Source organism: Halopelagius longus (assembly GCF_900100875.1).
Lineage (GTDB): Archaea > Halobacteriota > Halobacteria > Halobacteriales > Haloferacaceae > Halopelagius > Halopelagius longus.
Map to the genome: position 1 here is coordinate 219,845 of NZ_FNKQ01000003.1, position 24,906 is coordinate 244,750.

The window sequence follows — 24,906 nt, forward strand, 5'->3', positions numbered from 1 at the left end:
CCTCACCCGCCGAGGGGCGTCTCCGCGTCCGCGTCCGAGAGCAGGTCCAACCGTTCGAGCGTCGAACGGGTCGGCCGCCCCCGGTCGTCCCACCCGCGACGCTCGTAGTACGCCGAGAGCAACGACTCGAACGCGTCGGCGTCTAACCCCTCGCGGTGGCCCCGTTCCTGCGACCGACGGAGGGCCGCCGGCAGGGAGTCGTCCGAGCGGTCGAACCCCTCGCGGACGTTGAACAGGCGCGTGAGGTTCCACACTCGTTCTCCGAGCGTCTCCAAGTCGCCGTCGTAGCCGCGCTCTTCGAGCATCGCCGCCGCGCGGTCCGACAGCACGTCGCCCACGAAGTCGTCCGCGACGAGGCACCACGAGGCGGCGCGGGCGTCCTGTTCGGCGGCGACGCTGGCGGCGCGTTCCGCCTCCGTCCACGCCTCGGTGGCGAACACCTCCTCGACGACCGGTCGGGCGCGGCGGTGGCACGCGCCTCTGTCGCTCGTCGCGTAGGCGAGTGCCTGCGCCGGGGAGCCTCGGGGGTCGTACGTCGGGAGCGAGACGCCCTTGATTATCGGAATCAGGTCCGCACCGCCGAATCGACTCGCGGCGGCCGCCACGCCGTCGGCCAGCGCGTTCCCCAGGTCCGTCTCCCGTCGGGCGACGTTCTCTAAGAGTTCCCGCGCGGCGTCGGGGTCGCCGAAGGTCGGCGCGTCCGCGGAGAGGTGCCCCTCCTCGGCGGCGCGGATGGCCCACGCGACGGCGTTACCGGCCGAGATGACGTCGAGACCGAGTCTGTCGCAGAGGCCGCCGAGTTCGGCGACGGCGTCGAAGTCGTCGATGCCGAGGGCCGCGCCGAGGGAGATGGGCGTCGCGCCGCGCGGCACCGTCTCCCCGTCGCCGGGCCCGCCGTCGTCGCCGTCGTCGTCTCGCCCCGCGACTCGGAAGTCGCCGGGAACGTCGTCGTCGGACGTTTCGCGCGCGACGGCCGCCGCCCGCACCGCCTCGATGCCGATGTCCTCAGCGCCCGCGAACGTGCCGTCGCGCCACCCGCGCGTCGGAAGCACGTCCGCCGCGTCGGCGAACTCGACGGTGCCGACGGTTCCGTGGGCGTCCAACCACCGGCCGGCGTCGCTGGACCGGAACGACGCCGCGAGTTCCTCGGACTCCTCGCTCGGCGTCTCCGGGTCGTCGCTGGCGGCGACGGCCTTCAGTCGCTTCGACCCGAAGACGGCCCCGACGCCGCCCCGCCCGAAGTGGTGGTCGCCGCCGTCCACCGCGACGGTGGCGAACCGGACGCGGTTCTCGCCCGCCGGGCCGATGCAGGCGACGCCGCCGTCGAACGCCTCGTCGGTCGCGGGTGCGTCGTCGCCCCACGAGTCGGTCCGTTCGATCCGAACGTCGCCGTCGGAGACGACGAGCGCAGACGGTTCGGGGGCGACGCCCTCGACGACGAGGAGCGCGTTCGGTCGGAGCGACCCGACGAGGCGGGAGGCGAACGACCCGCCGACGTAGGAGTCGAGAAACGTGCCCGAGAGCGGCGACTTCGTGACGGCCGCGACGCGCGTCTCGCCCGGGAGATGGCCGGAGAGGGGACCGAGCGCGAAAATCAGGACGTTCTCCGGAGCGAGGGGGTCCGTTCCGGGGTCTAGCGTCTCGTAGAGGTAGCGCGCGGCGAGGCCCTTGCCGCCGACGAACCGCTCTCCCCAGTCTTCGGGGAGTCGTTCGCGGCGCGTCTCGCCCGTCGAGAGGTTCGCCCGGAGGGCGTACGGCGTCTCCATCGTCGGATTCGAAGGGCGCGAAGGGTATGAGGCGTTCGGCGGACGGTCACTCCTCGGAACCGGAAGCGAACGGCGCGTCGGTCCCGAAGAGCGCGTCGAGCGAGATATCCGAGACGAGCGTCGCCGCGCGGTCGTACGGGTCGGCGGGTCGGGCGTCCCCCTCGGATTCGCGCGCCGGCGGTTCGACCGCCGCCGCCTCGAAGACGCGGCGGACGAACGCCGCCCGCGCCGCGTCGTTCTCGAAGAGGCCGTGGAGGTACGTGCCGAGGGCGTCGCCGCGGCGAGCGCCGAGGGAGGCGTCGCTCGCGCCCGTATCGGGGTCCGTAAACGGCGTCTCCACCGCCGCCGTGGCCCGCGTCTCGCCCGCGTGAATCTCGTAGCCGGAGACGGGGCCTGCCGCGCCCGCGAGGGGACCCGACCCATCGACGGTCCACTCGACGGCCGCGACGCGTTTCTCCGGGGAGAACGCCGTCTCGACGGGGAGCAGTCCGACGCCGGGAATCTCCGTCCGGTCGCCCGTCCCCTCGGCGTCGGCCGCGAGGAGTCGCTCTCCGAGCAACTGATAGCCGCCGCAGAGGCCGACGACGGGGCCGTCGAACGCCCGCAGTCGGTCGTGGAGTCCGGCCTCGCGGCAGGCGAGAAGGTCGTCGGCGGTGTTCTTCGTCCCCGGGAGGACGACGGCGTCGGCGGAAGAGAGGTCCGAATCGAGGGGGACGAAGGCGACGCGGACGCCGGGTTCCGCCGCGAGGGGTTCGAGGTCCGTCGCGTTCGAGACGCGCGGCAGGCGCGGGACGGCGACGGTGACGCCGTCGTCGGCGGGCGAGGCGTCTCCGAGCGTCGCCCGTTCGCCCTCGGCGGGAAGCGAGACGCTGTCCTCCTCGGGGAGGCCGGGGTCGTCGTACGGCAGGACGGCCAGAATCGGGACCTCGGTTCGCTCCTCGAAGGCGTCGAGGCCCGGTTCGAGAATCGAGCGGTCGCCGCGGAACTTCGTCACCACCGCGCCGACGACGCGTTCGCGCACGTCGTCGGGCATCAGCTCGAGCGTTCCCACGAGGGAGGCGAAGACGCCGCCGCGTTCGATGTCCGCGACGAGAAGCACGTCCGCGTCGGAAAAGCGCGTCGTCTCGACGTTCGAGAGGTCCCTGTCGTGGAGGTTTATCTCCGCTATCGAGCCCGCACCCTCGGCGACGATAACGTCGTGGTCGGCGGCGAGGCGGGCGTGAGCGTCCGCCGCGGCGGTCCGCGCGCGGTCCCAGTGAGCGTCGTAGTACTCGCCCGCAGAGAGGTGCGCCACCGCCTCGCCGTCGACGACGAGTTGCGACTCGCCGTCGCCGCGGGGTTTCAACAGGACGGGGTTGTGGTCCGTCGTCGGGCGGACGCGCGCCGCCCGCGCTTGGACGTACTGGGAGACGCCCACCTCGCCGAAGACGTTCCGGTCGCTCTCGCTTTCGTCCCGAACCGCGTCGGCCCGCGGGACGGCGCGGGCGTTGTTGCTCATGTTCTGGGCCTTGAACGGCGCGACGGAGACGCCGCGGTCCGCGAGGCGGCGGCAGAGGCCGGCGACGACGGTGCTCTTGCCGACGTGGCTCGCGGTGCCCGCGACGAGGAGCGTTCGGGCGGGGCGGGGTTCTCCGTCGGTCATACGCCCACGGTGGTCGCCCGGAACAAGAATATCACCGGTCCGCGCCCGGCGGCCGCGACACCGCCGCCGTCTCGTCGGTGACGACGCCGTGTTCCGCCTCGGCGACGGACGCGGGCGGGTCCTCGTCGGCGTAACGCGAATCGAGGGCGGCGAGGAGAGCGTCGCGAACGCAGGCGCGGGCCGCGGCACCCACCTCCGTCGCGCTCCCGGAGTAGGCGGCGGCGTCGCCCGCGGGGTCGCAGGCGGCGACCACCGCGTCCGTCGTCGTCCCCGGAACGCCCGTCCGCGAGACGAGCGTCGCCGCCTTCGCCTCGGCGGCGAGGGCGACGAGGTTTTCGAGCGCACCCGGTTCGAGGGCGCGCGTCGTCCCGACGAAGACGTTCACGGTGCCGGCGGGCGTCGCGTCCGTGTCGGCGTCGGAACCGCCGTCTCCAGCGGTCTTTTCCTCCGAGACAGGTAACGCGGCGGGGTTGTCGACGCCCGCCGTGACGACGGCTTCGACGGGGCCGAGTCGGGCGACGCGCGCGTGACGCATCGAGACGCCGGTGAGCAACGCCGGGCCGTCGGCGTCGAACCCGGCGTCCGCGAGTCGGCGCGCGACGTAGCCGTCTACGTCCCTTTCGGCCCAGCCTTCGGGGACGCTCACGTTGTACGCGACGGGGCCGACGGATTCGCCGCCGGCGTGCCCCGTCGAGAGCCACCGGGTCTCAGGTCTGCGGAGGCGGCAGACGCCGTCGCGGACGAGACAGTCGAAGACGCCGGCGGTCGGTTCGGCGGGGTCGGACACGCCTCAGGCGTCGAGGAGGGCGTCGATGAGTCTGTCGTTCTCCTCCGGGAGGCGGACGGCGACGCGGACGTGCGAGTCGAGGCGGGGGAACGTCCGCGCGTCGCGGAGCGTCAGGCCGCGCCCGCGGGCGTGGTCCAACAGGGCGTCCACGTCTCTGTCGCCCACGTCGAGGAGGAGGAAGGGAGCCTCGGAGGGGTGGACGCCGTACGCGCCGTCGAGGGCGTTCCGCATCCGGGCGCGTTCCTCGAACACCCGGTCGCGCGTCTCGGCGACGAACGACGACTGCTTCATGCAGTACTCGCCCACGTCGGCGGCGGGGGCCGACAGCGCCCACGTCGGGCGCGCGCATTCGAGTCTGTCGAGGAGGGTGCCGGTGGCGACGGCGAACCCCGCGCGCAACCCGGGCATGCCGAACATCTTCGTCAGGGAGCGAGCGACGACGACGCCGTCCTCGCCCGCCAGACTGGGGTAGTCCGTGAAGTCGAGGAACGCCTCGTCGGCGACGAGGACGGTGCCGGCCTCGCGGCACCGCGCGAGGAACTCGCGGAGGTCGTTCGGGTGGTACGCTTCGCCGGTCGGGTTGTTCGGGTTGCAGACGACGACGGCGGCGTGGCCCGACGGGTCCACGGAGAGCAGTTCGTCGTGGGCGACCGGAACGGGGACGCCGCCCTGTAGCCGGACTTCGCGGTCGTACTCGCCGAAACTCGGCTCGGGGAGGACGACCGTTTCCCCGCTATCGACCGTCACGCCGAAGGCGAGTCGGAGGGCGGCGAGTCCGCCGGCGGTGGGCACGACCTGTTGGGGGTCGCAGTCGACGTATCTCGCGGCGGCGATGCGGAAGTCGGCGTAGTCGTCGGAGGGGTACCGCGAGGTGACGCCGAACGCCGCCTCGTACGCCATCGCCGCCCCCGGCGGTCGCCGCGGGTTCGTGTTGGCGCTGAAGTCCACGAGTCGGTCGTCGTCGGAGCCGCCGTGCGGAACCCGAGACACGGAGGAGACGGCATCAGGGTCCATCGTCCGCGTTGAGACGTGCCAGCGTATCAAGCGTTGCGTCGATTACGCGCTCGCGGACCCCTTCCCGCGCGGCGAGATGCAACGCGCCGCCCATCGCGGCCCCCTCCTTTGCGACGCCGTCGGCGTACGCCGAGAGCGGACCGGCCTCGGGCGCGTCGAACCCGGGGTCGGTGACGACCAGGTCGAGGTCGAACGACGACGCCGCGGCGGAGAGTTCGGGCACGTCGTCGCGGAGGTACGACGTGGTGGCGAGCGTCATCGGTTCGGGGACGCCCGCGTGGCGGACGAGTGCGGCGACGGCGAGCATCTGCGTGCCGCCGCCGAGAATCACCTCGGTCCCCGATTCGAGTGCGCCCGCGGCCAGTCCCGCGGCGACGGCGAGGACGGGGTCGCCGACGAACCGGACGGCCAACTCGGGCGTGTGGGCCGCCTGCCCCGGGTCCATATCCGACGACTCGAACGCCTCGGCGACGACTCGCTCTTTCAGTTCGACCGGGTTCTCGGGGAACGACGAGGAGACGGGCCACTCCTCGCCGAGGGCGCGGAGGACGGCCATCGCCGTCGTCGTCCCGCCGGGAACCGTCTCGCCGACGACTATCTCCGCGTCCGGAAGCGCGCGTCCGAGTTCCCGCGCGGCGGCGAACGCCCCCGGCGCGGTCTGGACGGGGTCCGGTTCGCCGATGTCGCGGCCGGGTTTCGCGCCCATCGCCACCGTCGGGGCCGCCGTCGGGCGGGCGAGACCGCCGTCTACGACCGTCGCCTCGAAGTCCAGCAGTTCGTACACCGCGCGGGTGACCGCCGCGGGGGTCGGACACCCCGACGGGCTGACGGGCGTGACCGGCGCGCGAATCGGCTCGCCGTACGTCAGAATCTCGGCGTCGGCGCTCGGCGTGTGCAGGAGGAGGTCGCGCGTCGCCCCGGCGGCGCTGATTCCGTCTCGCTCCGCCGTGCGGGTGGTGCCCGCGACGAGTATCAGTCGCACAGGTCCTCCGCGAGTTCCGCGTCGTCCGGTCGGTTCACGTTGACCGCGAGGCGGGCGTCGTACGTAATCCGCACGGTGTCGTCCGGTGCGTCCGACACGACGTTCAGTCCGGTCGGCGCGAGTTCCCGGCCCTCGCACTCGAACGTCGAGTCCGCCGACGCGCCGAGTCGACGCTTCAACGCCGCCGGGACGCAGACCGTCACCGAGTCGAAGGCGTCGTCCTCGCATCCCGCCTCGTCCCGGCGCGCCGCCGCGATAGCGTCGTCCACGTGGTCGGCCGCGAGGAGGGGGAGGTCGGCGGCGACGGTGACGACCGGTCGGCCCACCTCCCCGAGAGCACACTCTAGGTCCTCGACGTACCCCTCGCCGGGCGTCTCGACGGTCGGGACGCCCCGCTCTCGCGCGTGAGCGGCCGTCTCGGGGGCGTTCGGCGAGACGACGGCGTAGACGGTATCGACGCGACTCTCGCGGAGTGCCGCCGCCGCGCGGTCGAACATCGGCGTTCCGTCTATAGGGACGAGCGGTTTCTCCGTCTCACCGCCGAGTCGGGTGCCGCGGCCGCCGCACATCAGAAGAGCGTCCACGCTATCACCCCCGCGTGGAGTCCGACGGCGCGCCCGAGTTCGTTCGCCGCGCCGAAGACGTCGCCGCTGACGCCGCCGAGGCGGTCCTCCGCCCACCGACCGACGAGGTGCGCGGCGCCGACGGGCGCGAGTGCCGCGGCGACGACGCCCGCCCCGCCGGCGAACGCGGCGACGAGGGCGAGAGGGATCAGCGGAACCAACGCGGACCGGAAGTCCGCCGCGTCCGCCTCGCCCGCGAGCGCCGATCCCATCCCCTCGTGGGCGGGCGACCCCGTACAGACGAGATACGCCATCCCCGTCTTCGCACCGACTTCCGCCGCGAGGGCGATGGCGAAGACGGCCGCCGGGTACGCCCACCGGGAGGCGTCCGCGAGGGAGAGAGCGCCGAGGGCGAGAACGAGGAGGACGACGCCCAGAGACAGGGCACCCCCGACGCCGGTTGCGGAGTCTTTCAGCACCGCCGTGCGACGCTCGGCCTCGCCGTGGACGGCGGCGGCGTCGCCCACGTCCGCGAGGCCGTCGGCGTGCGTGACGCCCGTGAGGAGGTAGAGGACGAGGAGGTAGAGCGCAACCGCCGTCGGGGCCGGAAGCGAAAGCGAGAGGACGAGTGCCGCGAGGAGGCCGACGACGTAGCCGACGAGGGGGAACGCGGCGGGCGTCCGGCGGAACGCCTCCCACGACTCCTCGTCGCTCTCGACTGGGAGGCGCGTGAGGAACGTCAGGCCGCCGCGGACGGCGGTCAGGGTCAGAACCACGCGATCACCCCCGCGAGGGCGACGGCGAGCAGTCCGGCGCGGCGCGTCACCGCGACGGCGCGGGCGGCGTCGTCGGCGGAGGGAAGCGACGAGGACGGCCCCCCGGCGGCCGCGCCCGGGTCGAGGTCGTACGCGCCCGGTTTCGTCAGTCGCGCCGGGAGCGCCGCCGCCATCGCCGCCATCGGCCACCCCGAGTTCGGCGAGGCGGGCCGCCGGGCCAGCGAGCGAACCCGGTCGGACGCGACGAGCGTCGGCGTCCCGGCGGCGACGGCCACGAGGACGGCCGAGAGGCGCGCCGGAAGCCACATGACGGCGTCGTCCAGACGGGCGGGAGCCCACCCGACCGGCTTCGACCGGTAGCCGAGCATCGAGTCGAGCGTGTTGACGCCTTTCACCCACGCGGCCGCCCCGGCGGCGAGGGAGAGCGAGACGGGCGCGCAGACGGCGAAGGCCGCGAGGGGCGCGACGAGGCCGTCCGCGAGGTTCTCCGCGACGCTCTCGACGGCCGCAGAGCGGAGGTGCGCGGCGTCCAACGCGGAGGCGTCGCGCCCGGCCAGAGAGCGGAGCGACAGGCGCGCGGCGTCGACGTCGGCGTCCGCCTCGGCGACCACCTCGCGGGCGGAATCGAGGAGCATCCTGAGACTCGTCGTCGAGAAGAGGACGAGTCCGGCGAGGAGCGCGCCGATTCGGGGGTCGAGCGCCGACCCGAGGGCGACGGCGCCCGCGCCCGCGCCAGCGAAGAGGAGTGGGAGCGAGGCGGCGGCGGCGACGCCGACGAGTCGGGGACGGGACCACTCGCGGTCCACCGCGCCCACGAGGCGGCCGAACCGCGCGACCGGATGGACGCCTGCGGGCGGTTCGGCGAACGCGGCGTCCAAGACGGCCGCGAGGCCCACCGCCGCGGTTGCGGTCAGGGGCACGGGTCCCCCCCGTCGCGGAGACGCGCCGCCAGCGTCTCCAGCGGTACCTCGGAAACGTCCACGAACCGCCCGCCGACGGCCTCGACGCCGCCGTCCGCCTCCGGGTCGTCGCCGACGTGGACGAGCGTCTGGGGGGCGACGTCCAGTCGGGTCGCCAGCGTGCGGAACGCCTCGGGGTGGGGCTTTCGCCACCCGCAGGCGACGCTCGTCACCGTCGCGTCGAACGCGTCGCGGTCGAAGTCCGCGCGGATGGTCGTCCGCGCGACGAGTTCGGGGACCGAACAGTTCGAGAGGAGACCCACGGGACCGCGTTCCGCCGCCGCGGCGACGGCCTCCGCCGTGCCGGGACGCGTCTCCACATCGGGGTCGAAGGCGGCGACGACGGCCCGCCGGGCGGCGTTCGCGGGCACCTCGACGCCGCGAGAGCGCAGGGCGGCGGCGACGTGCGCCGGGAGGGGGACTTCCGCGCCCTCGGGGGCGTCCACGTGGACGTCGCCGTACGCCTCGGCCCAGTCGGCCGGGACGGCGACGCCCCGTTCGCGGAGTTCCGCCGCCACCGCCGCCGCGGGGTCTGCGGTGCGGTCCACGGAGACGAGGGTTCCGAAGAGGTCGAAAGAGACTGCCACGTCAGGAGAGTGAGCGAAATTCGACTTCAATATGCCGGAGGTGGACGGCGGTCAGTCGTCGCCGTCGCGGCCACCGTCGCCACCGCCGCCGTCGCCGCGGAGGGACGCCCACGCGCGGACGTAGTGCGCCCAGTACCCCCGACTGTCGCCGTAAGGGTCGCTCAACCGCACGATGTCGTCGTCGGTGGCGTCGTCGAGGCCGTACAGGTCGGCGACGGCCGTCCGGAGGCGACGCTCTCGGACGGGGAGGAGCGACGTTCGGCCGAACCCGCGGCGGGCGACGAAGGTGGCCGACCGCGGGTCGAACCCTCGAATCTCGCAGAGGCGGGCGACGAGACTCCGCGACGACAGCGCCGAGAGGTCCTCGCTCTCGAACGCCGCCGCGGCCCCGAGGACGGCCCGCGCGGGGTCGTCGTCCAGCGTTTCGCGGACCGCGTCGGACGCCGCCGCGACGCGTTCCGGCGTCGGAAACAGTCGGAGGGGCGACTCCTCGACGTCGCCGGACGCGGGCCGGCGGGGCGGGCGCAGTCCGTCGACGGAGACGACGCGACCGGCCGACTCCGCGAGCGACCGTTTCCGCCGGAGGGCCGTCAGCGTCGGCGTCCGGCGGGAGAGGACGGCCCAACAGGCGGCCTCGAACGGCGTCGGAAAGCGGACGTGGTGGTAGCCGTACAGGTCGGCGACGGCGCGGGCGAACGCCGGGTCCGAGGCGGCGGCGTCGTACAACGGCGAGAGGTCGTCGGAGAGAGAAAGGAACGAATCGAGGCGCTCCGCAACCGCGCTCCCGTCGCCCGGTTCTTCGATCCACTCCACGCGGGCGTGGACGAGACCCGACTCGTCCGCGCGGAGGCGGGCGACGAACGGTTCGGGGGCGAACCCGCCCGTGACGACGGCGTCGCGATGGCGGGCGGTGCCGCCGGCCGCGGGCGCGAACTGGTCGAAGTACTCGACCGACCGCCGGAAGTCGTACGGCGGCGCGACGGGAAGCGCGAGACTCGTCCGCTTCGCAACTGCCATGGCGGGACCAGCGCTCGACTCCCCTTGAACCTCCGCCGAGAGCGGAGTGAAAGTGACCGGTTCGGCGGAAGTGGTGTGCGGCGCTACCGGATCACGTTCGATTCGAGGTCCCGTGGGTAGTACGTCATCGTCTCCGTCCCGTTCTCGGTGACCACGACGGTGTCGGAGTGGCGGTAACCCGCCTCCTCGGTGTAGATGCCGGGTTCGACGGTGTAGACGTGTCCCGGTGCCATCCGCTCGTCACCCTCGGAGGCGGCGGCGTAGTCCGCGGCCGCGTGGTCCGTCCACCCGCCGTCGATGTACGGCGGTTCGTGCCCGTCGAGGCCGATGTTGTGTCCGACGTGGTGGCGGGCTAAGTCGGCCACGCCCTGTTCTTCGAAGTACTCGGTGACGGCGTCGTCCACGTACGCTATCTCGACGTCCGGGCCGAGAGCGTCGATGGCGACGGACTGGGCTTCGAGCATCACCTCGAAGTAGTGGGCGTCCTCCGGCGAGGGGTCGCCGACGAACATCGTGCGTTCGAGTTCGGAGTAGTAGCCGTCGACGTTCGCCGTCGCGCCGGTGATTATCACGTCGCCCTCGGAGAGACGTTCGTTCGGCGTGTGGCCGTGCGGAAGCGCCGTCTCGCGGCCGCTTACGTACCCTGCGGTCACGGGGCCGTCGCCGCGGACGCGGACGGCGTACCGGTCGCCGAGGGTATCGAGCATCGCGCGCGACGCCTCCATCGAGGCGCGTTGGGAGACGGTGGCGGGGTGCGCGCCGACTTCGGTGTACTCGGCGAGGCGGCGGTGCCCGAGGTTGGCCCACTTCGCCGACTCGCGGATGCAGTCGATTTCGGCGTCGGACTTCTCCCAGCGCATCCGTCCGACCCAGTTCTGCGTCTCGACGTCGAGAAACGCGGACAGCGACGGGCCGCGAAAGCCCATGACGCCCGGCGCGCCGTCGGCGTCTGCGGCGACGCGTTCCGCGCCGAGTCCGCGGAGCATCTCCGCCGCCGTCTCCGTGGGGTCGCCGCCGGGGTAGTCGAAGTAGTGGTGAACCTCGTCGATGGTCGGCGTCTCGGAGACGCGTTCGACTTCGAGGCGGGGGACGGTGATTTCGACGCGGTCCTCGGTCACCGCGAGGACGACCGGTCGCTCCGTCTGGACGTGGTGAAAGCCCGTGAGGTACTCGATGCTCGTCGCGTCGAACCACACCCCCGCGTCGGCGTCCGCGTCGGCGAGTCGGCCGCGGACGAGCGTGAGGCGGGTTTCGAACTCGGAGTCGGGGAGACGAGTCGTCATACTCGCACGTCGGAAGTGCGCGGATAAATAGCCACGAGAGGCGGAAACGCTCGGACGGCGGGACGGTCGGAAGGGCGAGCGTCCGACGCTCAGGCGTCGTCCGTGCGGTCCTTCTCGACGTCGTCTATCTCTTCGAGGTTTCGCTGGTCGTTCGCCTCCGCCGCGTTGACGCCGCCCTCGGGCGTGCGGTCCGACATCGCCTCGCCGGTCAGTTCGTTGTAGACGGCCTCGCGCGCCTCTTGGGCCGTGTCGTACTCGTCGTCGAGGCGGTCGAAGACGCTTCCGAGCGACTCCGTCTCGTTCGGCAGGTCCGTGGTCTGGTCTCCGTACGCGCGGGAGAGTTCCTCGCTGGTCGCGGGGTACTTGTGGTCGTCGAGGGAGGTGTCCGTCTCTTTGAGGATGTTCTCGACGTGTTCCGTGCGTTCGTGTCTGCGGTCGTTCGCGTCTCGGATGTCCCGTTCCGCCAAGTCGTCGGAGTCGTCCTGTGCCATATCGGAGAGGAGGGTATCGACACGAAAGGGTCCTGTGGCCCCTCGGACGATAGGTCAGAAAGCGAGGTCGAAAGCGCGCGGCGGCCGACCGCTCCGCGTCGGCGCTCAGTCGTCCGATGCGTCCGACGAGTTCGGCGTCGTCTCGGCCGTCGCCTCGGCGACGGAGTCGATGTCGATGTCCACCCACTCGCCGTCGGCGCGGGCCGACTCGTAGGCCGCCTCGGTGACGGCGGTGACGCGCAGACCGTCGTGGGCCGTCGCGGGCGGGTCCGTCCCGTCGCGGAGTGCGCGCAGGAAGTCAGCCGCGCGGTTGTGCTGCTTCTCGAAGTCCACGTACGGGACGTGCTCGGTGCTGTCGGGGTCGATGGTCTTCAGGTTGCGAGGCTCCCACTCGCGGCCTTCGAGGTACACCGCGCCCTCGTCGTCCCAGACGTGGATGTGCTCGCGCGTCGCGGGGGCGTCGCCGTTCACCGAGACGGTGGCCGTCGCGCCCTCCTCGAACTTGATGCGCAGGCTTCCGACGCCGTCGACGCGTTGCTCGTCGTCGATGAACTGCATGTCGGCGGAGACGGCCGTCGGCGTCAGGCCGGTGGTCCAGAGGATGGCGTCGAGCAGGTGGCTCCCGGTGTCGTAGAGGTACCCGCCGCCGCTCAGGTCGGGGTCCTGCCGCCACGTCCCCTCGAAGCGGTCCACCCAGTCCTGCGTCACCTCGGCGGTGAGCCAGTTCGGCCACCGGTCGGGGCCCTTCCATCGCTTCCGGGCCGACCGGAACGAGGGGTTGAGGTGACGCTGGTAGCCGACCATCAGCATCTCCTCGCTCTCTTGGGACCGTTCGTACAACTCCCGGGCCGTCTCCAAGTCCGTCGTCATCGGCTTGTCGCAGTAGACGTGGAGGCCGGCGTCGAACGCGGCGGACACCTGCTCGTAGTGGAGCGTGTGGGGCGTCCCGACGAGCACCGCGTCCAACTCCGCCTCCTCGTCGTACATCCGCTGGTAGTCCTCGTACTGCGAGGACTCCGGGACGTGGAACGTCTCGCCGCCCTGCTTCCGCGCGGACTCGTTCACGTCGCAGAGCGCGGTGACGCTGACGTCCGGATGCGCGTCGAACTCACCCCCGACGGTGGTCCCGATGTATCCCAGCCCGATGACTCCCATCTGTAGCGGCGTCGTGAAAGAGCGGTCGTCCTCCATGCGTGGTTTCGCCGGTAAGGGGGGCGGCGCAATAGGTGTTTGGTGGGTGTCATTCATCGGAAAAACACAGTCACAGTACGGAAAATAGGCGGGTTTAGGCAACGTCTCGATAAGTTCAGTTTCCGATACGTCCGTCCGAGTCGTCCCCCTACGGCGTCACCAGCGGTGGTGGACGTGTTCGCGCACGCGTTCGTCGTACACCGACTCGACGCGTTCGAGTTGGTCCGCAGAGAGGGGCGGAAGCGACGCGGCGGCGACGTTGTCGGCGATGTGGTCGGGGTTCAGCGACCCGGGGATGATCGTCGAGACGGCGTCGAACGAGAGAATCCACCGGAGCGTGAACTGCGCCAGCGTCGTACCTTCGGGGACGACGGCGTCCAGTTCCTCCGCCGCCGCCAGTCCCTCCTCGAAGGGGACGCCCGCGAACGTCTCGCCCACGTCGAACGCGTCGCCCTCGCGGTTGTAGTTGCGGTGGTCGTCCTCGGGGAACTCGGTATCCCGCGAGAGCGCGCCCGTGAGGAGGCCCGAAGCGAGGGGAACGCGGACGATGACGCCCACGTTCCGTCGCTTCGCCTCGCGGAAGAACACCTCGGCGGGACGCTGACGGAACGGATTGAAGATTATCTGCACCGTCTCGACGCCCGGATACTCGATGGCCTTCAGTCCCTCCTCGACTTTCTCGACGCTCACGCCGTAGTGGGAGAGTTTGCCGTCGTCCCGCAGGTCCGCGAGGGCGTCGAACACCTCGGGGCGGTAGTACACCTCGCGGGGCGGGCAGTGGAGTTGAAGGAGGTCCAGCGAATCGACGCCGAGGTTCTCGCGACTCCGGTCGACGAACCGTTCGAGGTTCTCGGCGGTGTAGCCGTCGGCCTCGTGAGGGTCGAGACGGCGGCCCGCCTTCGTGGCGACGGTCACGTCGTCCCAGGCGTCGTACTCCTCTACGACCTCGCCGACGAGTCGTTCGCTCCGGCCGTCGCCGTACACGTCCGCGGTATCGAGGAAATCGATGCCCTCGTCCAACGCCGCGCGGACGGCGTCGCGCCCCGCCTCGTCCGACACGTCGCCCCAGTCGCCGCCGAGTTGCCACGTCCCGAGTCCGATTTCGGTCACGTCGTAGCCCGTCGTTCCGAGCGGTCGGTGGTCCATGGGTAACGGGTGTCGTCCCCGGCCCGTAAGTGTAGGTTCACCGGCAGAACGCGCGGGAGGACGCGGTAGAAAGCGTCTCGTCGGACGGATACGCCCGCGGGGGTGTCGTGCGCGCGAAGCACCCAACGGCCCCGAGGGTATACGCGCGGCGGCCGTCGCCACGGACGTGACTCTCGAACAGACGCAAGCGCCCGACTTCACGCTCGAAAACACCGGCGGCGGCGAAACGACGCTCTCGGAGACGCTCGACTCCGGACCGACCGTCCTCCTCGTCAACCGCGGCCACTGGTGTAGCTTCTGCGCCGAACAACTCCAGACGTTCAGCGAGGTGTCGTACGACCTGTGGTTCAACGACGGCATAGACGTCGTTCCCGTCGTGACGGACCCGATGGACGAGGTGACGGAGATGCGCGACCGCTTCGACCTCGACATCCAACTGCTCGCCGACCCCGACGGTACCGTCGCAGAGCAGTACAGCGGAACCGAGGAGACGAGCCACGGACTCACGGGCGTCGCCGCGACGTACGTCGTCGACGAGGACGGGACCGTCCGGTACGAACAGGTCGCGGACCACCCCGCCGACCGAACGTACGGGAACTGGGTCCGGTACTTCATCCGCAACGACTACGAGGATCCGTTCGAGGGGTGAGCGGACCCGCCGTTTAACGGCCGGCCCGCCCCTATTGCTACCCATGACGTCCATAGCCGACTTCCTCATGCCCGCCGCCGCCTTCCCGTTGGGGAGGGTCTTCGAAGAACGGCCGGAGGTGCGACTGGAACTCGACCGCGTGGTTCCGAACGCGGACACGGTGATGCCGTTCTTCTGGGTGCACTACCCCGGAGACGAGATGGAGGACATCTTGGCGGTGTTCGACGACCTCCCGGAGTTGCGGTCGGTCGTCCTGATGGAGGACTTAGGCGACAAGGGACTGTTCCGCGCGGAGTGGGACCCCGACTACATGGGCATCATGGGGGCTATCGCCGCGACGGACGTGACCGTCGTCTCCGCTAGCGGGGCGGAGTCGGGGTGGACGTTCGAACTCCGCGCCCGGTCCGCGGAGTCGTTCTCGCAGTTCCAACGCTACTGCGACGACCACGAGATACCCGTGCGACTCACCCGCCTCAGCAGACTCACCGAGACGACGACCGGTTCGGGCTACGACCTGACCGAAGAGCAGTACGAGGCGTTGGTCCTCGCCTTCGAGCGGGGGTACTACGACGAACCGCGGCGGACGAATCTGGAGGAACTCGCCTCGGAACTCGGCATCTCGCGTCCGTCGCTCTCGGCGCGCCTCAAGCGGGGATACCGCAACCTCCTCACGGCGACTATCGTCGATACTGACCCCTCGTAGGGACCCATTTAAATGGGTTTCATAATTAGTGCCACCGCTGAACCGAATCCGAACCGAAGTAGGACATAATGTCAAATTCTACGGGACGAAGCAAGCCGTCTCCGTTCGCATACGATATCTCCCCGAAGGAGTCTCCGAGTAACGCAGTCGTCTCGGCTGTGGCCGCGGTAGCGGGGTACAGACCCGTCGCGACCGAACCCGCGGGCGAGGGCGACACCGCCCCCGTACTCGACCCCCTGTACAGCGTCATCGACCCGGACGCCCTCGACGAGATGTTCCGAGACGACGGGTCGCCCGCCATCTCCGGCCGAGTCCGGTTCAGTTACCACGACTGCGACGTCGCCGTTCTCAGCGACGGCGTGGTGGAGGTCACTCCGCCGGAGTGAGACGCCGTCCGGTTCGTCCCGCGGGGCGCGCGTCGGACGCCTCGCTTCGTTTTCTCCGCGAACAATGTCCGCCTCCCTCCCAAGAACATTCTACTACTCCGACCCCGTTCTACGCAACATGTTAGTCACTCTCTATCAGTACAAGCACGAGGAGGTCCAGTTCGACGACAACCGGACGACCGGCGAGTCCCAGACGGAGGACTCGGTGAACCCCGACTCGGAGGAGTACTTCGGCGAGGAACTCGACATCGACGCCGACATATGGGAGACCGTGGAGTACGAGGGGTCGCCGATTCAGCGCCGGGAGGTCACTCTCGACGACGTTACGGCCGTGACGATGCCCGAGGAGGCGGACTCGAGGGGCGGCGAACTTCCCGGGACGACGGTCCAGATTCGACGGGAAGGGACCATCGAACAACTCGAACACGCGACGCTGGTCGAGGCGGAGGACCGGACGCCGTAGCGTGAACCGCTACGACGCTCCGATTTCGGCGCGAAAACGAGTCAATCCGCTCTCCCCGATTTGAACTCGCTCGCAAATCGGAGATTCGTTCGCTGCTCGAATCGGACCGAGACGGACCGTTCACCGCTCACTTCGTTCGCAGGAGAAGTCCGCTCTCCCCGATTTGAACGGGGGGCAAGCCGATCTACAGTCGGCTGCTCTACCAAGCTGAGCTAAGAGCGGTCACGTTCGTCTATCGGACTGCCGCTCTTAAGGATTATCAATTTCGTCCGTTCCGAACCGACGCGTCCGAACATTGAAATACCATCGGGAGAATGGACGTGACGAATGAGTAAAATAACGTTCCGCGCCGACGACGACCTCGTCGAGCGACTGGAGGGGTTAGACACCTCCAAGAGCGAGGTGATGCGCGACGCGTTGCGTACGTACCTCGACCGGGCGGAGCGTGAGTCGTCCGACGCCGACCGGTCGGGCGCGACTGGCACCATCGACGCCGCACTCGCCGCGTACGTCGACGAACTCGTCACCGAACGAGTCGACGAACTACTCGCCACGCGCCTCGGCGAGCGACGGACGCCGCCGCGCGACGTAAACGTCAACCTCACCGTCGAGGGAGCGAAAACCGTCGAAAACGGCGTAAACGCCGGCGAGAGCGCCGACGGCGCGTCCGAGGCGCGTAAGACAGAGGCCGACGAGGACCGGACGGCCGCCGAGAGTCGAACGGACGCCTGCGAGAAGTGCGGCGAGGAGGTGTCCGACGAACACGTGTACTGTCCGAACTGCGGCGAGAAAGCGAACCATCGGGTGTTCTGCGAGTGCGGGGACGAACTCCGCTCCGACTGGGCGTTCTGCCCCGGATGCGGCCGCCGCACCTCCGCGGCGGACGTGCTCGAACGCCCGTAAACGCCTTCAGTCGTCCGCATACGACAGTCTGAGCGGTTTGTCTTACACTCGCCGTTACATTTATAACGTATCGCTCTGTGGTAACTGTCGCGTAAGACGGTCGTCTTACACACCGGCCTCGCGGCGGGGAAACGCTCTCCGTCCCGCGTTTTCGGGTGTGTAAGATGCTCGCACAACGGTGCGCGCCGTCTTACCGGGGGAATGCAAAAATATGGAGCGTGTGACACTACGAATTCCGAAGCAGCAGATCGAGGAAGTTGAACGCATGGTCGAAACCGGGGAATTCCCGAACCGGAGCGAGGCCATCCGTTCAGCGGTGCGCGAGATGCTCAACGAACAGCAGTCCGAGAACCGCGAACACTCGGGCAAGCGAACCTGGGCCAAGGTGTAGACGATGCAGGATATCGTCCGCGAGGCCATGGAACGCGACGAGGAAGAGAAACAGGCCGCCGACATGGCCGACGACGACGACGGATTCGGTGACCCCCGAATCGTCATCGTGGGCTGCGGCGGCGCTGGAAACAACACGATCAATCGCCTCTACAACATCGGCGTCGACGGTGCCGAGACGGTGGCCATCAACACCGACAAACAGCACCTGAAGATGATAGAGGCCGACACGAAGATTCTCGTCGGCAAGTCCCTCACGCAGGGTCTCGGCGCGGGCGGCGACCCCTCGATGGGCGAGCGCGCGACCGAGATGGCCCAAGGGACCGTCAAAGAGGTCCTCGGTAACGCCGACCTCGTGTTCGTCACCGCCGGCATGGGTGGCGGCACCGGGACCGGTGCGGCGCCCGTCGTCTCGAAGATCGCCAAAGAGCAGGGAGCCATCGTCGTGGGCATGGTCTCGACGCCGTTCAACGTCGAGCGCGCGCGCACGGTGAAGGCCGAGGAAGGACTGGAGAAACTCCGCAACGAGGCGGACTCCATCATCGTCCTCGACAACAACCGCCTGCTGGACTACGTGCCCAACCTCCCCATCGGGAAGGCGTTCTCCGTGATGGACCAGATCATCGCGGAGACGGTCAAGGGCATCTCCGAGACCATCACCCAGCCCTCGCTCATCAACCTGGACTACGCGGACATGTCCACCATCATGAACCAGGGCGGCGTCGCGGTGATGCTCGTCGGCGAGACGCAGGACAAGAACAAGACCCAAGAGGTGGTCAACGACGCGATGAACCACCCGCTTCTCGACGTGGACTACCGGGGCGCATCCGGCGGCCTCGTCCACATAACCGGCGGCCCCGACCTCACACTCAAGGAGGCCGAGGGTATCGCGAACAACATCACCGAACGCCTCGAAGCGTCCGCGAACGTCATCTGGGGCGCTCGCATTCAGGACGAGTACAAGGGCAAGGTACGCGTCATGGCCATCATGACCGGCGTCCAGTCGGCGCAGGTCCTCGGCCCGACGACCCAGAAGCAGGCCGACAAGTCGCGACAGAGCCTCGAGTCGCCTTCGGAGTTCGACGCGAGCAACAACGTCGAAGCCCCGAACCCGTCCGGTCGGTCCGGCACGTCCGGTCGGTCCAACACCGGCGGGTCGTGGCAGTCCGACGGCGGGCGCGACCAGTCCGAAGAGAGCAACGGGCTGGACGTTATCCGCTAACGTTTCGAACACGACCGCGGACTCTATCGGTCGCCCACCTCGCCAACGTTAACTGAACTCGGTTCCTCGGGCCCGCGCGGCCAGACCCGCCGCGCGGGACCACTTTTGCGACGCTCGACAGTACCGAAGAGCGGTCGCTCTCGGCAGAAGATGTGAACCCGCAGACGCCGACTACACCGCCCGAAGCGACTCCAGCAGGCGGCACTTCCGGCAGACGTCGCGGGCCGTCTTCGAACCGCACCGCTCGCACTCGTTGAGGTCCACGTCGTCGTCGCCTCGGTACCGGTCGGCGGCGAGTTCGGCTATCTCCTCGTACCCGGACATTATCGAGTGTCTCGTCCCCGGGTGTTTGTCTTCGAGTTCGAGCATCAACTCCTGAATCTCGCCGCGGAACGCCTCGGAGGCGTGCGGGCACTCCGTGATGTGGGCGGGGAGGTCCTTCAGGTGGGCGTACAGGGCGACTTCCTTCTCGGGGATGTCACGGAGCGGTTTCGCCCGCGGGACGAAGTCCTCGGAGCGGTTTCGGTCCTCGAAGCGGCCGAGACTGGCGTCGAAGTGCCGCGCCATCTGCTCGACGTCGCCTTCGAGGATGTTCATCAGCGCCGTCTCCGCCTCGTCGTCCAAGTTGTGCCCCGTCAGCAGTTTGTCCGCGCCGAACTCGTCGGCGTAGCGTTCGAGCAGGTCCCGGCGGAAGACGCCGCAGTACGCGCAGGCGGCCATGTTCTCTGGGTCGTCCTCCACCACGTCGTCCATGCGGACGCCGAACTCCTCCTCGTAGGAGACGAGTTCGTGTCGCATCTGGATGTCCTCGGCGAGTTCGACGCAGGCGTCGACGCTCTCGTCCCGGTAGCCCTCGATGCCCTCGTGGATGGTCAACGCCACCATCTCGATTCGGGGGTCGGGGCCGAACGTCTCGTCTAAGATGTGGGTGAGCACGACGCTATCTTTCCCGCCCGAGAGGCCGATGACCCACGTCTGGGGGTTCTCGGGCGTGGCGTCTCGCGGTACGAGACTGTCCTTCCGGATGCGGCCGCGGACGCGCTTTTCGACCGAGGCACAGAAGTGCTTCTCGCACAGGTGACCCCCGGAGTAGGCCGCGTGCATCACCGCGTCGCGGTCGCACTTGTCGCACTCCATCACCGGGTCGTTACCCGCCGGGAAGGATACCGGTTTCGTCTCCGGTCCCCCGACGACGCGTCGGTGACCGCGGCCGACGGACCCGCCGGTCGCCGGGCGTCGGTCGGAGGGGGAAGAAACGAGCGTGTGGAATGGGGGGAAGGGGGTGGGGATGGGGTGAGCATCCGACGAGTGCGCACCGGACGGCCCACGTGAGGGGGAAAGGGGAACGACCGAACCGAACGCCTCCCCGGATGCTACCGGTATATCCCGTCACGTCGCTTAAATGTCCATCGGTCTAACGGTACCGGTGGCGAAACGTATTCCCCGACGAAGGTCGGACCAACGGCCATGGAGCGAACTCGCGCCCTCGACCGGGTGACGGAGATTCTCGACGCGGTGACGTCCGGGCCGACGCCGGTTCCCGTCCGCGAACTGTGGGTGTACGGCGACGTGGCACTCGGACTCGACCCGGTGGAGCGACTCGACGTGTACGTGACGAAGGACTTGCTCTTCGGCGGCGACGCCGACCGCGAGGAGGAGTTCCGGAAGTCCCACGGCGTCAAGGGCGTCGGCAAGAGCGTCTCCGCGGAGTGGGCCGAGGAGTACCCCGAACACCTCCGCGCGAACGCCAACGGCCACGCCGCGCCGGAGAAGTGCCTCGCCGCGCACCTCTTGGAGGAGGACGAACCCGTCCACCTCGAAGTGTGCAACGCCTCCTTCGAGGACAACGTCACGCAACGACTGAAGGGCGCGGTGGCCCGCGACGCGTACGAACAGATACTCGACCCCCGCGGCGTCTGCCTGTACGCCGACGGCCGACGTTCCGAGGACGCCCTGGAGAAACTCCGCGGCGGCGAACTCGTCTTTCCGACCCTCTCGGAGTCGCTCGAAATGCTCGGACTCGACGAGGACGAGGCCGAGGAGGCGGCGGCGGCGGTTCAGGACTACCGACTCTCCCAATCCGGCGCGACGGTTCGCGGCGACGTGGTCTGAGCGACGAATCCTCCGTAGTCCGTTCTCGAGACGTCTCACCCGCCAGAGAGACGTATCTAAAGGTTCCTCCTCCGCGTAGCGCGCTCGGGTCGGAGTCACGCTGTGAAAGTGTGAACAAAATTTATCACAAACGTTTGTGTGTTGGGACGTGATGTCAAACCAACGCGATGTACCGGAGTCGTCGCGGCTGAGTCGCCGGGGGTTCGTCGGCGGACTCACGTCGTTGTTCGCGGCGTCGGCGTTCTCGCTGTCCGTCGACGAGGCCGCCGCGGCGCAGGTGACGAACGGTGACGATTCGAACGCGCAGACGCTCTCCTCGCCGGACGGAACCGTCGAGGTGACAGTCGACGTCTCGGACGGCGTCCCGAGTTACTGCGTCGTCCACGACGGAACCACCGTCGTCGAGGACTCGGCGCTGGGATTCGAGTTCCGGAATCAGGACGCCTTCGGCGAAGGAGTGTCCGTCACGGGCACCGAGCGTTCGACGACGGACGAGACGTGGACGCCCGTCTGGGACCAGTACGACCGGATACGCGAGCACTACGAGGAACTCCGAATCGGGCTGCAGGAGTCCGGCGGCGAGGGGCGAGCGCTCACACTGGAGGTTCGAGCGTTCGACGACGGCGTCGGCTTCCGGTACGTCTTCCCGGAGGACAGCGGGTTCGGCGACTTCGTGATAACCTCGGAACGGACGGAGTTCGCCTTCGCCGGCGACTACACCTCGTGGTGGATACCGAACGACTTCAACAGCTACGAGTACGCCTACGAGGAGACGCCGCTGAGCGAAATCGGCGCGCAGAGCTCCTTCGGCGGCGCGCACACGCCGATGACGATGAAGGCTGGCGAAGACAGCTACGTGAGCGTCCACGAGGCGAATCTCGTGGACTACGCGTCGATGGCCGTCGAACCCGCCTCGGAGGGGTCGACCACGTTCGAATCGACGCTGGCCCCCCTGCCCGACGGGACGAAGGTGACGGCGTCCGCGCCGCACCGAACCCCGTGGCGGACGATTCAGGTGGCGACGCGGCCCGGCGAACTCGTGGAGTCGAACCTCGTCGTCAACCTCAACGAACCCCGCGACGAGGAGGCGTTCCCGCAGGGGACGGACTGGATAGAGCCGCAGAAGTTCATCGGCGTCTGGTGGCTGATGATAACCGGCCGCGCGGACTGGGAGTATCAGGGCCCGGAGACGGGCAACCACGGCGCACAGACCGGCCGGATGAAGCGGTACATGGAGTTCGCCAGCGAACACGGAATTCCGAGCGTCCTCGTGGAGGGGTGGAACCAAGGCTGGGACTCCTACCCCGGCGACGGGAACACGATGGACTTCGACGAGACGTACCCCGACTTCGACATCCGAGAGGTGACGGAGTACGGGCAGGAACTCGACCCGCCGGTGGCGATGACGTCGCACAACGAGACGGCGGGCAACGTCTCGAACTACGAGTCCCAACTGCGCTCCGACTCCAGCCCCTTCGCGTTCTACGACGAGTTGGGAATCAACTCCATCAAGACGGGCTACGTCGCAGATAGCGGCGTCACCATCGACGGGACGACGTACAACCACCACTGCCAACCGCTCGTCAACCACCACCACCTCGTCTACCGGGAGGCGGCGAAACACCGCCAGATGCTGGAGGTGCACGAACCCATCAAGCCGACCGGCGAGCGTCGGACCTACCCCAACGTGATGACCCGCGAGGGCGTGTTGGGACAGGAGTACGACGCCTTCGGCGATATCTCGCCGTCGCACCACGTCACGTTCCCGTTCACGCGGATGCTCGGCGGCCCCGTCGAGTACACGCCCGGCATCTTCGACGTGGACTCGGGGTCCGGCGGCATCGAGACGACGCGGGCGAAGCAACTCGCCATGTACCCGACGTACTTCAGCGGCCTCCAGATGGTCGCGGACCTGCCGAGTTCCTACCTCGCGGACCGGGAGGCCACAGTCGGCGTCGGCGAGGTGGCGCAGGCGGAGTTCGGCGAGTCCGAGGGCTTCCCCACCGCCGCGAAGTGGGCCGGCGCGCAGGGCGAACGCTACGTCGCCGTGGACCCCAACAGCGCCGACGCCGGATCCTCCGTGTCGTGGACCGTCGAGGGCGTCGCGGAGGCGGGCGAGTACGACGTCCACCTCCGCTACGCCAGCGACGAGGAGGAGAACGCCGTCCCCGCCGACGCCGACCGGACGGCCACCGTGACCGTAAACGACGAGAGCGCGCAGGTCACCTTCCCGCCGACGGAGTACTGGGACGAGTGGGCGACGGTTTCGACCACCGTCTCGCTGGAATCGGGCGACAACGACCTCTCGGTGGTGCTGACCGACGAGGACACCGGCGGCCTCAACCTCGACGCCGTGGCGGTCACGGCGACGGGCGAGTCGATGCCCGACCCGGAGACGGACCCCATCCGCGGACCGACGGTGGACGCCTTCCGGTTCATCGAGGACGTGCCCGCCGCGGGGTGGGACGACACCCGGATGCTCGACGGCGAAATCGGCTCCTACACCGTGACCGCCCGTCGCAAGGGCGAGGAGTGGTACGTCGGCGCGATGACCGACGAGGACGGCCGCGCACTCGATGTCCCGTTGGACTTCCTCGACGCCGCGCCCGGCGAACGGAAGGGCCACGAGAAGGGGAAGGAAAACGGCGAGGGTCACGAGAAGAAGAACGGCGAGGGGAAGGGCCACACCAAAGGGACGTACGTCGCGGAGATGTACTCCGACGGCGTCGACGCCGCCTACGACGAGAACCTGACGGACGTGCGCGTCGACGAGTTCCTCGTGGACGCGGAGACGACGGTGCTGGCGTCGATGATAGAGTCCGGCGGCACCGCCCTCAGACTCCGCCCGGCCGGTCGGGAGGAGGCCGCCGAGTTGCCGACGTACGAACGGCCTCGACAGGACGTGGACGTCTCCATCTCGGGTGAGACGTTCGTCAGAGAGCAGTTCGTCGAAGCCACCGGTTCAAACGACGGCGACTACGTCGGCGGTACGACGGTCGAACTGGTCGTGGACGGGGAAGTGGCCGCGACGGCGAACGTCCGCTTCCCGCCGAACTCGGAGGAGGCGACGTACGAGTTCTCCTACGCCATCGACGACCCCGGCACGTACGACGTGACCGTTCGGACGACGGACGGGACGACGCTGGCGTCGAAGCGCGTGACGGTCAAGCCGCCGGTGACCGTCGCCTCCCTCTCGGACCCGTCGGGCGACGACGCCGGCCCCGGCGAGTACACCTACCCCACCGCGGGCGACTTCGAGGAGGGGGCGTTCGACCTTCGGTCGTTCACCGTCGAACAGACGCCGAGCGAGTACGAGTTCACCTTCGAGGTGGCGAACCTGTACAACGCCTTCGGGAGCGACCGGGGCTTCTCGCCGCAGATGTTCGTCCTCTGGGTCCGGAACCCGAACGCGTCCGGCGGAACCACCGAGACACTCGACGACCTGAGCGCCACCGCGTCGTTCGAGGACGCGTGGCACTACCGCCTCGAAATCAGCGGATTCACCAAGAGCGCGGTCGATTCCGCCGGCGCGACGTTGACCGACGCCGACGGGAACGCCGTCGCGGTCGGCGAGTCCGTGGACGCGTCGGCGAACACGGTCAGTCTGAGCATCGACCGCGCCGCGTTCGGCGGCGCCGACGCCGCCGAGTTAGAGGTCGTCCCGATGGTCCAATCGGAGGACCGGGGCAGTCTCCGCCCGGTCCAAGAGGAGAGCGCCGAGTACGTCTTCGGCGGGGCGACGGCCGGAGCGGTCGAGAACGCGCCGCGCATCGCCGACCTGTTGACGCCCGAGGGCGTCTCGCAGTCGGACGCTCTGGCGTACGGCGAAGGCGAACTGGCGACGATTCCGTTCGTCTCGCTGGGGTAGTCCCCC

24 protein-coding genes and 1 tRNA gene are annotated in these 24,906 nt (G+C 69.3%); 9 read left to right on the forward strand and 16 right to left on the reverse strand.

The genetic code is table 11. The features are described from left to right. Window positions 1-2 precede the first annotated feature (2 nt). From BLS11_RS11825 to BLS11_RS11890, 14 genes are all read right to left on the reverse strand, one after another. Entirely contained in the window at window positions 3-1,766 is a 1,764-nt protein-coding gene (locus BLS11_RS11825; protein ID WP_092537706.1) for an aldehyde ferredoxin oxidoreductase family protein, read from the reverse strand. 46 nt (window positions 1,767-1,812) lie between these two features. Then, window positions 1,813-3,408 (reverse strand): cobyric acid synthase, encoded by a 1,596-nt coding sequence (locus BLS11_RS11830; RefSeq protein ID WP_092537708.1) that lies wholly within the window; start codon window positions 3,406-3,408, stop codon window positions 1,813-1,815. Between the two features lie 31 nt (window positions 3,409-3,439). Further along, on the reverse strand, window positions 3,440-4,195 hold the full coding sequence (locus BLS11_RS11835) for an adenosylcobinamide amidohydrolase (protein ID WP_092537710.1): 756 nt from the start codon (window positions 4,193-4,195) through the stop codon (window positions 3,440-3,442). Between the two features lie 3 nt (window positions 4,196-4,198). Next, a complete protein-coding gene (locus tag BLS11_RS11840) occupies window positions 4,199-5,209 on the reverse strand; it encodes a threonine-phosphate decarboxylase (RefSeq protein WP_092537712.1) in 1,011 nt (336 codons plus the stop codon). Beyond that, window positions 5,199-6,191 carry a nicotinate-nucleotide--dimethylbenzimidazole phosphoribosyltransferase gene (locus BLS11_RS11845; RefSeq protein ID WP_092537714.1) on the reverse strand — a complete coding sequence of 331 codons (993 nt, stop codon included), beginning with the start codon at window positions 6,189-6,191 and terminating at the stop codon, window positions 5,199-5,201. Before BLS11_RS11845 ends, BLS11_RS11840 begins: the two co-directional genes overlap by 11 nt. Then, on the reverse strand, window positions 6,182-6,775 hold the full coding sequence (locus tag BLS11_RS11850) for an NTP transferase domain-containing protein (protein ID WP_394327396.1): 594 nt from the start codon (window positions 6,773-6,775) through the stop codon (window positions 6,182-6,184). The genes BLS11_RS11845 and BLS11_RS11850 overlap by 10 nt, the downstream gene beginning before the upstream one ends. After that, window positions 6,760-7,524, reverse strand: a complete 765-nt coding sequence (gene cobS / locus BLS11_RS11855) for an adenosylcobinamide-GDP ribazoletransferase (RefSeq protein WP_092538589.1) — start codon at window positions 7,522-7,524, stop codon at window positions 6,760-6,762. The genes BLS11_RS11850 and cobS overlap by 16 nt, the downstream gene beginning before the upstream one ends. Beyond that, a complete protein-coding gene (locus BLS11_RS11860; RefSeq protein ID WP_092537718.1) occupies window positions 7,521-8,450 on the reverse strand; it encodes a CobD/CbiB family cobalamin biosynthesis protein in 930 nt (309 codons plus the stop codon). The genes cobS and BLS11_RS11860 overlap by 4 nt, the downstream gene beginning before the upstream one ends. After that, window positions 8,441-9,076 carry an HAD family hydrolase gene (locus BLS11_RS11865; protein ID WP_092537720.1) on the reverse strand — a complete coding sequence of 212 codons (636 nt, stop codon included), beginning with the start codon at window positions 9,074-9,076 and terminating at the stop codon, window positions 8,441-8,443. Before BLS11_RS11865 ends, BLS11_RS11860 begins: the two co-directional genes overlap by 10 nt. A 51-nt stretch (window positions 9,077-9,127) precedes the next feature. Next, on the reverse strand, window positions 9,128-10,093 hold the full coding sequence (locus BLS11_RS11870) for a DNA glycosylase family protein (protein ID WP_092537722.1): 966 nt from the start codon (window positions 10,091-10,093) through the stop codon (window positions 9,128-9,130). Between the two features lie 83 nt (window positions 10,094-10,176). Beyond that, window positions 10,177-11,376: a M24 family metallopeptidase gene (locus BLS11_RS11875; protein ID WP_092537724.1), complete on the reverse strand. Its 1,200-nt coding sequence runs from the start codon at window positions 11,374-11,376 to the stop codon at window positions 10,177-10,179. Window positions 11,377-11,465: 89 nt separating this feature from the next. Then, window positions 11,466-11,867 (reverse strand): DUF5789 family protein, encoded by a 402-nt coding sequence (locus tag BLS11_RS11880; RefSeq protein ID WP_092537726.1) that lies wholly within the window; start codon window positions 11,865-11,867, stop codon window positions 11,466-11,468. Between the two features lie 105 nt (window positions 11,868-11,972). Continuing rightward, complete coding sequence (locus tag BLS11_RS11885) at window positions 11,973-13,058, reverse strand: Gfo/Idh/MocA family protein (RefSeq protein WP_092537728.1); 1,086 nt, start codon at window positions 13,056-13,058, stop codon at window positions 11,973-11,975. A gap of 156 nt (window positions 13,059-13,214) precedes the next feature. Next, window positions 13,215-14,204, reverse strand: a complete 990-nt coding sequence (locus BLS11_RS11890) for an aldo/keto reductase (RefSeq protein WP_092537730.1) — start codon at window positions 14,202-14,204, stop codon at window positions 13,215-13,217. A 166-nt stretch (window positions 14,205-14,370) separates the two neighbouring features. Here BLS11_RS11890 and BLS11_RS11895 point away from each other — a divergent pair, with 166 nt between their 5' ends. The 4 genes from BLS11_RS11895 to BLS11_RS11910 all read left to right on the forward strand — a co-directional run bounded on the left by BLS11_RS11895 (window position 14,371) and on the right by BLS11_RS11910 (window position 16,405). Continuing rightward, window positions 14,371-14,853, forward strand: coding sequence for a peroxiredoxin family protein (locus tag BLS11_RS11895; protein ID WP_092537732.1), 483 nt, complete (start codon window positions 14,371-14,373; stop codon window positions 14,851-14,853). Between the two features lie 43 nt (window positions 14,854-14,896). Beyond that, the gene (locus BLS11_RS11900; protein ID WP_092537734.1) at window positions 14,897-15,556 is read left to right on the forward strand and encodes a helix-turn-helix domain-containing protein; all 660 of its coding nucleotides are present in this window, start codon (window positions 14,897-14,899) and stop codon (window positions 15,554-15,556) included. A 68-nt stretch (window positions 15,557-15,624) separates the two neighbouring features. Next, on the forward strand, window positions 15,625-15,942 hold the full coding sequence (locus tag BLS11_RS11905; protein ID WP_175454444.1) for a HalOD1 output domain-containing protein: 318 nt from the start codon (window positions 15,625-15,627) through the stop codon (window positions 15,940-15,942). Between the two features lie 118 nt (window positions 15,943-16,060). Beyond that, entirely contained in the window at window positions 16,061-16,405 is a 345-nt protein-coding gene (locus BLS11_RS11910; protein WP_092537735.1) for a hypothetical protein, read from the forward strand. Window positions 16,406-16,553: 148 nt separating this feature from the next. On the opposite strand, the gene BLS11_RS11915 is transcribed toward BLS11_RS11910, so the two are convergent. Further along, window positions 16,554-16,627 (reverse strand) — tRNA-Tyr (locus BLS11_RS11915). Window positions 16,628-16,732: 105 nt separating this feature from the next. Here BLS11_RS11915 and BLS11_RS11920 point away from each other — a divergent pair. From BLS11_RS11920 to ftsZ, 3 genes are all read left to right on the forward strand, one after another. Then, window positions 16,733-17,308, forward strand: coding sequence for a double zinc ribbon domain-containing protein (locus BLS11_RS11920; RefSeq protein ID WP_092537737.1), 576 nt, complete (start codon window positions 16,733-16,735; stop codon window positions 17,306-17,308). 211 nt (window positions 17,309-17,519) lie between these two features. Beyond that, window positions 17,520-17,699, forward strand: a complete 180-nt coding sequence (locus BLS11_RS11925) for a ribbon-helix-helix domain-containing protein (protein WP_092537739.1) — start codon at window positions 17,520-17,522, stop codon at window positions 17,697-17,699. Window positions 17,700-17,702: 3 nt separating this feature from the next. Next, window positions 17,703-18,920 (forward strand): cell division protein FtsZ, encoded by a 1,218-nt coding sequence (gene ftsZ, locus BLS11_RS11930; RefSeq protein WP_092537741.1) that lies wholly within the window; start codon window positions 17,703-17,705, stop codon window positions 18,918-18,920. A 171-nt stretch (window positions 18,921-19,091) separates the two neighbouring features. On the opposite strand, the gene ncsA is transcribed toward ftsZ, so the two are convergent. Next, window positions 19,092-20,057, reverse strand: a complete 966-nt coding sequence (gene ncsA, locus BLS11_RS11935) for a tRNA 2-thiolation protein NcsA (RefSeq protein ID WP_092537743.1) — start codon at window positions 20,055-20,057, stop codon at window positions 19,092-19,094. A gap of 330 nt (window positions 20,058-20,387) precedes the next feature. Between ncsA and BLS11_RS11940 the strand changes: the two genes are divergently transcribed. Both BLS11_RS11940 and BLS11_RS11945 read left to right on the forward strand, forming a co-directional pair. After that, a complete protein-coding gene (locus BLS11_RS11940; RefSeq protein ID WP_092537745.1) occupies window positions 20,388-21,032 on the forward strand; it encodes a DUF7095 family protein in 645 nt (214 codons plus the stop codon). Window positions 21,033-21,183: 151 nt separating this feature from the next. After that, entirely contained in the window at window positions 21,184-24,900 is a 3,717-nt protein-coding gene (locus BLS11_RS11945; protein WP_092537747.1) for a glycoside hydrolase family 97 N-terminal domain-containing protein, read from the forward strand. The last annotated feature ends 6 nt before the right edge of the window (window positions 24,901-24,906 follow it).